At 69.1% G+C, this 14,021-nt stretch carries 10 protein-coding genes; 6 read left to right on the top strand and 4 right to left on the bottom strand.

The window, feature by feature from the left end; all coding sequences use genetic code 11:
• Positions 1-16 precede the first annotated feature (16 nt).
• A complete protein-coding gene (locus tag QRN63_RS17465) occupies positions 17-1,135 on the bottom strand; it encodes an IniB N-terminal domain-containing protein (protein ID WP_285032005.1) in 1,119 nt (372 codons plus the stop codon).
• Positions 1,136-1,391: 256 nt separating this feature from the next.
• A complete protein-coding gene (locus QRN63_RS17460) occupies positions 1,392-1,928 on the bottom strand; it encodes an Rv0340 family IniB-related protein (RefSeq protein WP_285032004.1) in 537 nt (178 codons plus the stop codon).
• 242 nt (positions 1,929-2,170) lie between these two features.
• On the opposite strand from QRN63_RS17460, the gene QRN63_RS17455 reads away from it, so the two are divergent.
• The 4 genes from QRN63_RS17455 (at position 2,171) to QRN63_RS17440 (ending at position 11,130) form a co-directional block, all read left to right on the top strand.
• Positions 2,171-4,144, top strand: coding sequence for an Hsp70 family protein (locus QRN63_RS17455; protein WP_285032003.1), 1,974 nt, complete (start codon positions 2,171-2,173; stop codon positions 4,142-4,144).
• Positions 4,141-6,633, top strand: a complete 2,493-nt coding sequence (gene iniR / locus QRN63_RS17450; protein ID WP_285032002.1) for an isoniazid response ATPase/transcriptional regulator IniR — start codon at positions 4,141-4,143, stop codon at positions 6,631-6,633. Before QRN63_RS17455 ends, iniR begins: the two co-directional genes overlap by 4 nt.
• A gap of 213 nt (positions 6,634-6,846) precedes the next feature.
• Positions 6,847-9,732 (top strand): heterodisulfide reductase-related iron-sulfur binding cluster, encoded by a 2,886-nt coding sequence (locus QRN63_RS17445; protein ID WP_285032000.1) that lies wholly within the window; start codon positions 6,847-6,849, stop codon positions 9,730-9,732.
• A 114-nt stretch (positions 9,733-9,846) separates the two neighbouring features.
• Positions 9,847-11,130 (top strand): pyridoxal phosphate-dependent aminotransferase, encoded by a 1,284-nt coding sequence (locus QRN63_RS17440; protein ID WP_267315970.1) that lies wholly within the window; start codon positions 9,847-9,849, stop codon positions 11,128-11,130.
• A gap of 54 nt (positions 11,131-11,184) precedes the next feature.
• On the opposite strand, the gene QRN63_RS17435 is transcribed toward QRN63_RS17440, so the two are convergent.
• On the bottom strand, positions 11,185-11,811 hold the full coding sequence (locus QRN63_RS17435) for a TetR/AcrR family transcriptional regulator (RefSeq protein ID WP_285031997.1): 627 nt from the start codon (positions 11,809-11,811) through the stop codon (positions 11,185-11,187).
• A 36-nt stretch (positions 11,812-11,847) separates the two neighbouring features.
• Here QRN63_RS17435 and QRN63_RS17430 point away from each other — a divergent pair, with 36 nt between their 5' ends.
• Complete coding sequence (locus QRN63_RS17430) at positions 11,848-12,309, top strand: SRPBCC family protein (RefSeq protein ID WP_285031996.1); 462 nt, start codon at positions 11,848-11,850, stop codon at positions 12,307-12,309.
• Between the two features lie 112 nt (positions 12,310-12,421).
• The gene (locus QRN63_RS17425) at positions 12,422-13,648 is read left to right on the top strand and encodes a YibE/F family protein (RefSeq protein WP_285031994.1); all 1,227 of its coding nucleotides are present in this window, start codon (positions 12,422-12,424) and stop codon (positions 13,646-13,648) included.
• Positions 13,649-13,657: 9 nt separating this feature from the next.
• Here QRN63_RS17425 and QRN63_RS17420 read toward each other — a convergent pair whose 3' ends face one another.
• Positions 13,658-14,020 (bottom strand): nuclear transport factor 2 family protein, encoded by a 363-nt coding sequence (locus QRN63_RS17420; protein WP_285031993.1) that lies wholly within the window; start codon positions 14,018-14,020, stop codon positions 13,658-13,660.
• Between the last annotated feature and the right edge of the window lies 1 nt (position 14,021).

Here is a 14,021-nt window from a genome sequence, read left to right as displayed (position 1 = left end):
GGTTTGTCGCGATCGATCAGTGCATGTGCGGATCGACGTGGGTGGTGTGGCTGAAATCGGTGGTGGTGTGGGTTTCGGTCGGTGCGTAGGTGTTCATGCTCGCCTCGTGCACCGAGTTGTCGGCAACCGTGCTGTGCACCGAGTTGTCGGCGCTCAGGTCGGTGTGGGTGGTGTTCCCGCTGCCGATGTTGGTGTGGGTGCTGTTGCCGCTACCGATGCTGGTGTTGGCCGTGTTCCCGCTGTTCAGGCTGGTGTTCACCGTCGAGGAGTGCGACGAGTCGTCGATGACGCTCTTGTTGCCGCTGCCCAGGTCGCCACCGACCGTGGTCTGGTTGCCACCGACGTGCGTCGACGAGGTGTTGCCGTCGTTGATGAGGATGTTGCCGCCGCTACCACCGCTGCCGCCGCTGGCGTGGCCGCCACCGATCAGGCCGCCGCCGGCGCTGGCGCCGCCGCCGTTGCCGCCACCGGTGTTGACGTCGTTGACCACCGGGCCCGAGTTGCCCTGGATGATGTGGCCGCCCGCGGTCTGCGAGTTGTCGGTCGCGTGGTTGCCGGTCCCGACGATCACCGGGGAGTGGCTGCCGGTCAGGATGTCGCCGTTGGTGACGGTGTTGCCGTCGCCCTGCACGGCGCCCTTGCCGCTGGCGATGTCACCGTGGTTGTTGCCCGCGATGTTGACGCCGCCGTCGCCCTGCTGGACGTGGCTGCCGCCGAGGGTGATGTCACCGAAGCCCAGGTTGAACGCACCCTGCTGGGCGTTGGCGCCGGCGTGCTGGTCGGGGCTCAGCACCGGGATGTCGTTGCCGCTGGCGATCGGCACGTTGTTGTGGCTGGCGAAATCGGTCTGGTTGCGGCTCGCGAAGTCGGTCTGCGGGGCAAAGGCGGTCTGCGGGGAGAACGGCGAGGACATGCTGTAGTAGTCCGAGACCGCGTTCTGCAGGCCGACGACCGGGTCGCCGCCACCGAGCACCACGCCGGCCGGGACGGCACTGGCGGCCACCGAGGCGAGCTGCGCGGAGGTGACACCGGCGAGGCCGGCGTCGCGCATGGTCTGCTCGGGGTTCGCGACGAACGAGCTCGCGACGGTGGGGAAGCGGAACAGGTCGATGATGAATTCGATCAGGCTGGTCATTGGAGTCCCTTTCGTTGGGTGTTGCTCTTTGGAAGTTTTCGCGCCGGCTGTCCGGCGAACTGACAACAACGTTAGGGGCCGTCAAGAGCCGTGCAAACGGGGCAACCACCCCTACCCCCAACCAAACTTAGTGGGGTATCCACGCTCCCCCTATTAGGGGATTAGGGGATAACTAGGGCGTTTGCTGAATATGCGATGAGAGAACACAAACGCCGGTGGCCATGGCGGCCACCGGCGTTTGTCGGGGATGAGCTGGTCAGCTGAAGAAGTCGAAGCCCTGATGGTGCTCGACACCGGCCGACGGGTCTGCGGTATCGGTGGGATGCCAGTCGAGCGCATCGGGCTCCGAGAATTGCCCGGCATCGACGACCGGGATGTCGCTGTGCAGGCCCAGATCGTCGGACACCGCCAGGTCTGGCACGGCGTCGTGGATCGGCAGGCTCGGTCCGCTGTCGAATCCACCCAGGTCAGGGTCCGAAATCACCTGCGGCGACACCACCGTCGGCACATGCGTGCTGAAAGCGTCGAAGGCGTCGAACGCCGCGGTCGCGGCACCACTGGTCCAGACGTTGACGCCGGGATCATCGAATCCGGCAGTCGGGACGCCACCTGCTGCGGACGACACCGCGCCCAGGGACTCGGACACCACCGGGATCAGGTGCGCGACATCCGCCGTGGTGACGCCACTGAGATTGGCGTCGGCGATGGCACCGGCGGGGTCGGCGGCGTAGTGCGCTGCCACGTCGGGATCACGGACCACCGACATGACGAAATCGAGTAGTGGATTTGCCACGGCACCTACTCCTTCCGTCGATTCGACTCTGCGGGTCTTACACCAGGTAGACCCCTTGATAACTATTTCGATGCTATCGCCGATAAAGCTCCTGGAGATCGGTGCTGACCCCAGCACCCGACATCACCCGTTAGGGGCACTCCCATTAGGGATTCACCAATCGTTAGGGGATTGTGTCCCACCCCCAGGCCGTCAGCGCATAGGGTGGCCTGAGTCGATAGCGCGTCAAAGGAGTGGACTTCATGAGCCTCGGTTTGTCGATCGGCCAGACCAACCTGGTGGCCGTGCCGGCCGGGCGACCGCCGGTGAGCCGTCGCGCCATCCTGGCCCTGTACCCGGACCGGCCCGCCGAAGTCGGCATTCCCACGCAGCCCGGGGGCCTGGTGTTGACGGGGTTCGTGGAGCGCGTCGGCGACCCGATCCCCCTGATCGCTCCCGACGGCTCGGCACATCGCGGCGAAGCCGTCCTGGCCGAGGCCCTCGACTCCCTGGCCCGCACGGTAGGAGGCGGCGACCCGATCGTCATCGCCGCTCCGGCGCACTGGGGCATGTCCACCATCGGCGCACTCGCCGCCGCGCTGCGCGGCAAGCCGGGCCTGGCGGCCGCACCGGTGGTCTCCGATGCTGCCGCGGCCCTGGCCGGCCTCAAGGCCGGGTCCGGGCTGCCCGATCACGGTGTGGTGGCCCTCTGTGATTTCGGTGGCAGCGGCACCAGCGTGACCATCGCCGACGCCGCAACGCTGAGCCAGATCGGCGAAACCGTGCGCTACCCGGAGTTCTCCGGCGACCTGGTGGACCAGGCCCTGCTGAACCACGTCATCGCCGGCATCACCGAGTCGTCCGACGCGGATCCGGCCGGCACCGCAGCCGTCGGCTCGCTGTCCCAACTGCGCGACCAGTGCCGGCAGGCCAAGGAGCGCCTCTCGTCGGAGACGGCGACGTCGGTGAACGCCAACCTGCCCGGCTTCGCGTCGGCGCTGCGCATCACCCGACCCGAACTGGAGCGGCTGCTCGAGCCGGCCCTGGCGGGGCTGGTCGCCGTCGTGCAGGAAACCCTGCAGCGCAACCAGATTCCGGCCGGTGTCCTGACCGCTGTCGCCACTGCCGGTGGCGGTGCGTCGATTCCGATTGTCACGCAACGACTTTCCGAGCACTTCCGGGTTCCGGTGGTGACCTCGCCGCAGCCGGCGCTCACCGCTGCCGGCGGTGCCCCGTTGGTGGATCAGCGCACCATGAGCGCCGATGCCCCGACCGGCATGGCCCCCACCATGGGCTGGGCCGCGGGTCCCGCCGCATGGGCGGGCGGCCCGGCAACCATGGCTGCCCCGGTGCCGCCTGCCGACGCGACCCCATCCTCGACCGTCGGGCCGTCACTGGCCTGGTCCGACGACGAGGAACCCGGCGCCGCGGTCGGCGGCGACTACCCCACAGATTTCTCGACCGGCTACGCCGAGGCGGCCCCCTTCGGGGAGACGACCGCGCGGCCGGCGATGGACTTCGCGCACGAAGAAGAGGACAACCTGCCCGACGTGGCACCCGTCCCCTGGTACCGGCGCCCACCACTGATCTTCGGCGCGGCCGCGGCGGCGTTCCTGGTCGCCGGCGGCAGCTGGGCCGCGGTCGGGCTCACCAGCAACGACACCCCGTCCGGTCCGGTGACCGTCGACGTCACCACCACCATCACCGGCCCTGACGGCTCCATCACCACGAGCACTTACAAGGCCACGAAGTCGGTTGTGACACAGACGAATCCGAATGGGCAGGTGGAAACCTCGACGGTGACCAACCCGGTCACCACCACGCCGAGCACCACCGACAACCCGACCACCACGACCACCACCGATTCGTCGACCACGAGCTCGACGACGACCACCACCACAACCACCACGACGACGACCCCGTCGACGACCACCACCACAACCACGACGCCGCCGACGACCACGACCACCACGCAGCCGCCCACTACGACCACCCAGCCGACGACGACGCAGCCGCCCACCACCACGCAGCCGCCGCCGACCACGACGAAGCCGCCGACGACTCAACCGCCCACCGCGCAGACCCCGACGGCCCAGCCGCCCAGCTCGCAGCCCACGGTGGAGCAGCCGCCCAAGACGGCGTCCGTGTCGGCGGCCACCGGGTCCGCTCCGTCGGCATCGGTCGCCACCGCGTCGGCGCCCATCACCGCGCAACCGTCGGCATCGACCAGCCAATGACCGCAGCGGCCGGCACGTCGCTGGTGCTCGGCGGAATCGGCAGCGGCAAGACCACCGCGCTGGAAGCGGTCCGAAAGACGTTGCGGGCCAACGGCACGACGATGCTCGCGCGGGTACCCAAGCCCGGTGAGGCACCGGACGCGGCCATCGTCATCGACGACGCCCAGCTGCTGTCGCCAGCGGAGCTGGACGCACTGACCGAACTGGCCGGCGACCCGGCCCGCACCGTGGTGGTCAGCGCCGAGCCGTTGGCGCACGATCGTGCGCTGGGTGCCCTCACCACCACCCTGAGCCGGCAGCATCCGCCGATTCAGCTGGCGCCGATGACGCCCCGCGAGATCAACGAGGCGCTGGCGCGCGCCGGCGTCCCCGCCACCCAGGTGCCCGCCCTCATCGCCGGCACCGGCGGCATCCCGCTGCTGGTGTACTCGGCGCTGGCGGCGCTGGCGTCGGGCGCCGATCCGGTCCGGGCCGCATCGGTCGCGTTGAGCGAGCGGCTGCGCCGGCTGGACGAGCACCTGCTCGACACGTTGTTGTTGTGTTCGCTCAGTCCCGAACTCGGGCCCGACGACATCGCCGCCGCGCTGCAACTGCCCGGCGACGACGCAGCCGTACTGATGGACCGGGCCCGCGCCAGCGGCCTGCTGTCCGCCTCGCTGCACCCCCGGTTCATCGACACCCTGCACCGGTGCCTGACCCGGCTGGTCGGTGCCGCGCGGCACCGCGAGACCGAATGCCGGCTGTTGCGCTCGCAGATCGAATCCGCAACCCTGTCAACCGAATTGGCGCTGAAGCTGGCCGAGCACGGCACCGTCGACGACATGCTGGCAGCCGACCTGATCCACCGCGCCGCGTCCGCCGCGCCCCGACAGGCCGCGCGCCTGTACCGGGCCGCGGCACGCGCCGGGACCGCCCCGGCCGACGTCCACCTCGCCGACGCCCTCGCCGTCACCGGCGACTGCACCACCGCCGGCACCCTGGCCGACGAACTGCTCGCCGCCGAGGACCCCGCCGTCCGCGCCCAGGCGGTCCGCATCGCGGCCAGCGTCGCCATGCATGACGGCGCGGCCGCGCACGCCGCGGATCTGTTCCGGTGGCTCGGCCTGGATCCGGATCCGTTCGTCGCCGCCGCCGGCGCCGTGGTCGGTGTCGCCACCGCCGACGCGGAACTGGCCCGGGCCTGTCTGCAGGCCGAGAACTCCATGCCCCCAACCTCTTCCGCGCGTGCGGCCCGCGGCATGGCCGAGGGCATGCTGCTGACGCTCGATCAGCCGTTCGCCGTCGCGCTGGCCCGTCTCACGCAGGCCCTCGGGTCCACCAACGGCGTGCACACCGTCGCCCCGGACAGCCCCGCCGCACTACTGAGCCTCGTCGCCCTGCACAGCGGCGACGCCGTCCGCGCGCGCAGCGTCATCGGCCGGGCCATCCGCACCGGCAACGGCGACGCGGGGTTCACCGGTCTGCGCCACCGGCTGCTGCTCGGCTGGATCCGGATGCTCGACGGCCAACTCGATTCCGCGGTTCCGGCATTGGGTGCGGCGGAGATCGCCGACCTGCATCGCCGCGACGCGCTGTGGTTCACCGCGCTGCAGACCGCGGTCGCGCGGCGCAGCGGCGACACCGGCGCCCTGCAGAAGCACTGGTACGCAGCCATGGAAGTGCTGGCCGAATACTCGCTGGACCTGTTCGCACTGCTGCCGCTCGGCGAGTTGTGGGTCGCGGCGGCCCGGTTGCAGCAGCTCGACCAGCTGCGCCAGCCGCTGGCCGAGGCGTTCGGCCTGCTGCGGGCGGCCGGTAATCCGGCGCTGTGGTCGGTGCCATTGCACTGGGCCGGCGTGCACGCGGGCATCCTGGCCAACGCGCCCGAGGCCGTCGCCCCACACGGGCAGGCCCTGGCCGCCGCCAGCCGGGCCGAGGGCGCGCACGGCGCCTACGCCACCGCTCTCGGCGCCGCCGGCCGCGCCTGGCTGCGGGTGCTGGCCGACGGCGTCGACGCCGCGGAGGTGACAGCGGCTGCCCGCGGGCTGGCCCGCTTCGGGCTGACGTGGGATGCCACGCGCCTGGCCAGTCAGGCCGCGCTGCATTCGGCGGACGGCCGGATCTCCGGTGCCATGCTGCAGCTGGCGCGCGACCTCAAGCAGGATGCGGCCCTGGAGGCGGCGGCCGATCCCATCGAGCCCGCGGCCCCCGCTATTCCGCGTGAGCCCGCTTCGGGCGTAGATGTGCGCAACACCACACCACCTCCCGCCTCGGGCGACGCTCGGGCCACGTCCGCCGCAACGCCCGCCTGGACGCGGCTGTCCGACCGCGAACGCGAGGTCGCCGAACTGGTGCTGCAGGGCATGCCGTACCGCGATATCGGGGCCCGGCTGCTCATCTCAGCGAAGACCGTCGAACACCACGTCGCCCGCATTCGCCGCAGGTTGGGGGCCGAATCGCGGTCGGAGATGCTGTCGATGCTCCGAGCGCTGCTCGTCGAGAAGGCCTGACGCCACCCATATATAAGGAAGCCCCGCGGTCGGCGCTTGGCCGAGGCCGAATCGGGGTAAGGATGTGACCGCAAAGCGGCAGCTCAAGTTAGGACAGCCTTGCTAGCGTGCGTTCTACGCAGGATGCGACTATGAGCAGGCATCTAGCTTAAGTTACCCGTTGGTAACCTCAATAAGTTACCGGCTAGTAGCTACATAACTGGGAGAGGCGCGGTGGAGAATCTCGAACACACGCTCGACGTGGCCAGACTGGTCATCGGGCTGTTGGCAACGGTCATCGTCCTGGGGTTCGCCGCCAAGCGCGTCCTGTGGCTGACCAAGCTGATCAGCTCCGGGCAGAAGCTCGGCGACGAACGTGGGCGCAAGGACGATCTGGTCCGCCGCTTCCTGAACCAGAACAAGGAAGTCTTCGCGCAGTCGAAGCTGCTCAAGTGGTCGATCCCCGGTATCGCGCACTTCTTCACCATGTGGGGCTTCTTCGTCCTCGCATCGGTCTACCTGGAAGCCTATGGCGTCCTGTTCGATCCGAAGTTCGCCATCCCGTTCGTCGGACACTGGGCCGTCCTGGGCTTCCTGCAGGACTTCTTCGCCCTGGCCGTGCTGGCCGGCATCATCGTCTTCGCGATCATCCGTCTGACCAAGAACCCCGACAACATCGGACGTGAGTCCCGGTTCTACGGATCGCACAACGGTGGCGCGTGGGAGATCCTCATCATGATCTTCCTGGTCATCCTGACCTACGCGATCTTCCGCGGTGCCGCCGTCAACGTTCTCGGTGAGCACTTCCCGTACCAGAACGGCGCCTTCTTCTCCGACGGCATGGCCGCGCTGCTGGCTCCGCTGGGCCACACCGCCAACGTCTGGATCGAGACCATCGCGCTGCTGTCGCACATCGGCGTCATGCTGGTCTTCCTGCTGATCGTGCTGCACTCCAAGCACCTGCACATCGGCCTGGCCCCGATCAACGTCACCTTCAAGCGGCTGCCCGACGGCCTCGGCCCGCTGCTGCCGATGGAGTACAAGGGCGAACCGATCGACTTCGACGATCCCGCCGAGGACGCGGTGTTCGGCCGCGGCAAGATCGAGGACTTCACCTGGAAGGCCAACCTCGACTTCTCCACCTGTACCGAGTGCGGTCGCTGCCAGTCGCAGTGCCCGGCGTGGAACACTGGAAAGCCGTTGTCCCCCAAGCTCGTCATCATGAACCTGCGCGACCACCTGTTCGCCAAGGCGCCCTACATCATCGAGGGCAAGCCGATGCCCGAAGAGGGTGCGGTCGACTTCGCCGAGCTGGGCAACAGCCTGCACGGCCACGGCGTTCCCGAGGACGGCTTCGCCCGCATCGAGGGCTCCGGCCCCGCGCAGGCGCTGCGCCCGCTCGTCGGCACCGCCGAGCAGGGCGGCGTCATCGACCCCGACGTGCTGTGGTCCTGCACCAACTGTGGTGCCTGCGTCGAGCAGTGCCCGGTGGACATCGAGCACATCGACCACATCGTCGACATGCGCCGCTACCAGGTCATGGTCGAGTCCGAGTTCCCCGGTGAGCTGGGCGTGCTGTTCAAGAACCTGGAACTCAAGGGCAACCCCTGGGGCCAGAACGCCAAGGAGCGCACCACCTGGATCGACGAGCTCGACTTCGACATCCCGGTCTACGGCCAGGACGTCGAGAGCTTCGACGGCTTCGAGTACCTCTTCTGGGTCGGCTGCGCCGGCGCCTACGAGGACCGCGCCAAGAAGACCACCAAGGCCGTCGCCGAGCTGCTCGCCACCGCGGGCGTGAAGTTCCTGGTGCTGGGCACCGGCGAGACCTGCACCGGTGACTCGGCCCGCCGCGCCGGCAACGAGTTCCTGTTCCAGCAGCTCGCCGCGCAGAACGTCGAGACCATCAACGAGCTGTTCGAGGGCGTCGACCCCGACAAGCGCAAGATCGTCGTCACCTGCCCGCACTGCTTCAACACCATCGGCCGCGAGTACCCGCAGCTGGGCGCCAACTACACCGTCGTGCACCACACGCAGCTGCTGAACCGCCTGGTGCGGGACAAGAAGCTGATCCCGGTGTCGTCGGCGAGCCAAGAGGTCACCTACCACGACCCCTGCTTCCTCGGTCGCCACAACAAGGAGTACGAGGCCCCGCGTGAGCTGGTCGGCGCTGCCGGCGCGAAGCTCACCGAGATGCCCCGCCACGCCGACCGCGGCCTGTGCTGTGGTGCCGGTGGTGCCCGCATGTGGATGGAAGAGCACATCGGCAAGCGCATCAACACCGAGCGCGCCGAAGAGGCCGTCGACACCGGCGCCTCGGCCATCGCGACCGGCTGCCCGTTCTGCCGCGTGATGATGAGCGACGGCGTCGACGACGTGGCCGCCACCCGCAGCATCGAGAAGACCGAGGTGCTCGACGTCGCTCAGCTGCTGCTGAACTCGCTCGATACCAGCAAGGTGACGCTGCCCGAAAAGGGCACGGCGGCAAAGGCTTCCGCGGCGCTCGCGGAGAAGAAGGCCAAGGAGGCCCCCAAGCCTGCGCCGGCTCCGGCCGCTGAGGCCGCCCCGGCAGCTCCGGCTGCTCCGGCCGCCGAGGCCCCTGCCGCTGCGGCTCCGGCCGCCGCCAAGCCGGTCACCGGTCTGGGCATGGCCGCCAAGCGTCCCGGTGCCAAGAAGGCTGCGGCTCCCGCCGCTGCCGCTCCGGCGGCCGAGGCTGCTCCCGCTGCTGAGGCTCCGGCTGCCGCCGCTCCGGCCAAGGGTCTGGGTCTGGCTGCGGGCGCCAAGCGTCCCGGTGCCAAGAAGGCTGCGGCTCCGGCTGCGGCCCCGGCCCCGGCGGCCGAGGCCGCTCCTGCTGCCGAGGCTCCCGCGGCACCGGCCGCTCCCGCGGCTCCGGTGAAGGGTCTGGGTCTGGCTGCCGGCGCGCGTCGCCCCGGTGCCAAGAAGGCCGCGGCTCCGGCCGCCCCCGCCGCTCCGGCTGCAGAGGCTCCAGCTGCGGAGGCTCCGGCCGCCGAGGCACCCGCCGCCGAGGCACCTGCCGCCCCGGCGGAAGAGGCCAAGCCGGAACCGCCGGTCGTCGGACTGGGCCTGCGTCCGGGTGCGAAGCGCCCCGGTAAGCGGTAACGCGAAGTACACCGCAATGGCCAGCTACGACCCGCCGCCAGGACGTCGTAGCTGGCCATTGGCATATGTGGCCCTGATCGCAGATGGGCAAAAGAATTCGACACCGATGAGAGCATGGAACCCGTGACCACCCACCAGGTACCCGCTGACCGCACATGGCATAGCGGCCACCCTCGCAATCAGCGGACGTTTGCGCAGTCGACCAAGCTGCAGGACGTCCTCTACGAGATCCGTGGCCCGGTACATGAGCAGGCCTCCCGGCTCGAGGCCGAGGGTCACCGGATCCTCAAGCTCAACATCGGTAACCCGGCGCCGTTCGGCTTCGAGGCGCCGGACGTGATCATGCGCGACATGATCGCCGCCCTCCCCCACGCCCAGGGCTACTCCGACTCCAAGGGCATCGTGTCCGCGCGCCGCGCGGTGGTCACCCGCTACGAGCTGGTCGAGGGCTTCCCCCGGTTCGACGTCGACGACGTCTTCCTGGGCAACGGCGTCTCCGAGCTCATCACCATGACGCTGCAGGCGCTGCTCGACAACGGCGACCAGGTGCTGATCCCGGCCCCGGACTACCCGCTGTGGACGGCGTCGACGGCGCTGGCCGGTGGCACCCCGGTGCACTACCTGTGCGACGAGACGCAGGGCTGGAACCCCGATATCGCCGACCTGGAGTCGAAGATCACCGACCGCACCAAGGCGATCGTCGTGATCAACCCGAACAACCCCACCGGCGCGGTGTACAGCCGCGAGACGCTGGAGTCCATCGCGAACCTGGCGCGCAAGCACCAGCTGCTGCTGCTGGCCGACGAGATCTACGACAAGATCCTCTATGACGACGCCAAGCACATCCCGATGGCGTCGGTGGCGCCCGACATGCTGTGCCTGACGTTCAACGGCCTGTCCAAGGCGTACCGCGTGGCCGGCTACCGCTCCGGCTGGCTGGCCATCACCGGCCCCAAGGAACATGCGTCCAGCTTCCTGGAGGGCATCAGTCTGCTGTCCAACATGCGGCTGTGCCCGAATGTGCCTGCGCAGCATGCCATTCAGGTGGCGCTCGGCGGACACCAGAGCATCGAGGACCTGATCCTGCCCGGCGGCCGACTGCTCGAGCAGCGCGACGTCGCCTGGAACAAGCTGAACGAGATTCCCGGCGTCTCCTGCGTCAAGCCCGCGGGCGCGCTGTACGCGTTCCCGCGGCTGGACCCCGAGGTACACGAGATTCGGGACGACGAGCAGCTGGTGCTCGACCTGCTGCTGCAGGAGAAGATCCTGCTCACGCAAGGCACCGGATTCAATTGGCCCACACCGGATCACCTACGCATCGTGACGCTACCGTGGGCCCGCGACCTGGCCAACGCGATCGAGCGCCTCGGCAACTTCCTGGCGAGCTACCGCCAGTAACCCTCGGGATTCGTGCACGATTTTCCGCGCCTGCCGCGGAAAATCGTGCACAAATCACTGCTGCAGGCCCGCGATGAAGGTCCGCAGCAGCGCGGCGAGGGTGTTCTCCAGTTCGGTACCCGGTTCGGGCTGCTCGGCGGAATCGATTGCCGCCCAACCCCACACCGCGCCGACGAAGGCGTGGGTCGCGGCGGTCAGCAGCACCAGGTGCTGACGGTCCAGCGCCAGCCGGGGCCTGAGGGTCTCGTGTAGCCGGTCCTCGACGTCGCGTGCCTGAGTGCGCACCGTCTCGGCGGCTTCGGGTGTCAGCCGGTTCATCAGCACCGGCGCGGCGCTGATCAAGTCACAGAGCACCGGCCGCTGCGCGAGCGTGTGCGCCAAAGCCTTTGCCGTACTGCGTCGTTCGTCGGTGAGTTGCAGATTCAGGTCGTCGAGCCAGCCCAGGTGCTCGTGGTACATCACCAGGAGCAGCAGCGCCTCTCGCGAACCGGCGTGGCGAAGTACGCCGGACTTGGCCAAACCCGCGCCGGCGGCGATCTCCCCGAGCGTCAGCTCACTGGCCCGCGTGTTGGCCAGCAGGGCCCGGGTGACCTCGGTCAGACGACGCAGGCGGTCTTCCCGCTGCTGCGGGCTACGGGCCCGCGCAAACGACAGGGCCACTGCAGAATCCGGCGCATCCATTGCTTAATGGAACACCGTTCCGTTAGCTTGGTCAACATGACACACCACTACGAAGTCCTGGTCACCCGCCATGCGCGGGCCACGCCGAACACGCTGTTCGACGTGGTGGCAGACGGATCCCGCTGGTCGGAGTGGGCGCGGCCCCTGATCAACTACTCCGTCTGGGAGACCCGCGGGCCGGCCGACGACGGCGGCGTCGGAGCCATCCGCGCTGTCGGCACGCCACGGTTTCCCGCCCGCGAGCAGACGACCATCCACGAGCCCGGGCACCGGCACGGCTACACCATCGTGTCGTGGACCCCGGTGCAGGATTATCAGGCACAGGTGACCTTCACCTCCGAGGGGGACGGCACCCGCATCGACTGGCGCGGCACCATCGAAAGCCGTTGGCGCGTCACCGGTCTGACATACCGGGCGATCGTCAAGTACGTGCTGACGACGCTCTCCGCCAAGCTGGTGATCGAAGCCGAGCGGCGGGAAGCATTCAGCCGCGCGTGAACGCGAATGTAACCACACGGCGGTATTGGTTGGACATTTCCGCCCTGCGGTTACATTGGCGGCGCGGGTTGCCCCGATCAAATCCTCAGCCGGACCCCCTACGCTGGCTCGGGTGGCGCACTCGCATACCCACTCGCACAGTTCCGGCCCGGCGCCGCTCAGCCCGCTGGCCGCGAAGATCGTCGTGGGGCTCCTGGCGGTGATCGGGCTGGCGACGGTGATCGGCGCCGTCGCGCTGTGGCCGCACGGCAAGGCCGTCGACATCCCGCTGCCGTTCCAGAACGCCCACGGCGGCGCCGTGAGCACCGAGGCCGGGCACGTCGTGTCGACCGGGATGAACAACTGCGGCAGCCCGTCGGTCGGCGCAGTGCTGACCTCGGCCCCCGTCACCGCACCGCCGGGCGCGGGGAGCTGCGTGCAGTCGCTGATCGGCATCGACTCCGGGCCCAATTCCGGCGCCAACACGCTGCTGGAGTTCAGCACCGGCCCCGGTCAGCCGCATCTCGCCGCCGGCGACCACATCCGGGTGACGCGCCAGGTCGATGACTCCGGCACCACCACCTACGCCTTCTTCGACTTCGAGCGCACGTGGCCGCTCGTCGCATTGGCTGCCGTCTTCGCCCTCGTGGTAGTCGCGGTGGCCCGCTGGCGCGGATTGCGGGCACTCGTCGGGATCGCCGTCGCGTTCGTCGTGCTGACGGTGTTCCTGCTACCGGCGCTGCGCGACGGCGGGCCGGCCATCCCGGTGGCGCTCGTCGCGTCGTCAGTGATCCTGTACGCGGTGATCTACCTGGCGCACGGGGTCAGCCTGCGCACCAGCGCCGCCCTGCTCGGCACCCTGAGCGCACTGCTGTTGTCCGCGGTGTTGTCCTGGGCAGCAATCGAATTGGCACACCTCACCGGGCTGTCAGAGGACCAGAATAACGAGATCGCGGCCTACATGGGGTCGGTGTCCATCACCGGGCTGTTGCTCGCCGGCTTCATCATCGGCTCACTGGGTGTGCTCAACGACGTCACCGTCACGCAGGCGTCGACGGCCTTCGAACTGGCCGAACACGGCGCGTCCCGGCGGGCCATCTTCACCGGCGCCATGCGGGTGGGGCGCGACCACATCGCCAGCACCGTCTACACCCTGGTGCTCGCCTATGCCGGCAGTGCGCTGCCGCTGCTGCTGTTGTTCAGCGTCGCCAACCGGTCGCTGGGCGACGTGCTGACCAGTGAGAGCGTCGCGATCGAGATCGCGCGGTCGGCGGTCGGCGGCATCGCGCTGGCGCTGTCGGTTCCGCTGACCACCGCCATCGCGGCGGTGCTGGCTACCCCGCGGGCCGCCACGGATTGACCGTGGGAACTACACCGCGTCCGACTCGATAAGCTCCGTCGCTGCGAGCGCCGACGCCAGGTCGTCGTGCCGGAACGCCGAGGTGACGTGGTCATGAACCACGCGGAACGCCGTCGCGGCCTCGCGGTCGGCACCCCCGCCGGTGATCGCCTGCTCGACGACCACGACGCCGTCGTGCACGAACATGCGGCCGACCGTCGACTTCTCATCGAGATCGGTTGCCCAGGCCCGCAACGCATTCCGCCCCTGGGTGGCGCCGTTCGGGTCACCGATCTCGATGTCACCACTCGACAGCTTGTCCAGGGTGTCCAGGTCCCGGTCGTTGAGGGCGTCGATCCAGGCGAGAACCGTCGCGATCTCGGAAGTCGTCATG

It is taken from the genome of Mycolicibacterium sp. lyk4-40-TYG-92, assembly GCF_030209435.1.
In the GTDB taxonomy this organism is placed as follows: domain Bacteria; phylum Actinomycetota; class Actinomycetes; order Mycobacteriales; family Mycobacteriaceae; genus Mycobacterium.
Note: the sequence above shows the minus strand (reverse complement) of the source record. Positions and strands in the feature narration are given on the sequence as shown.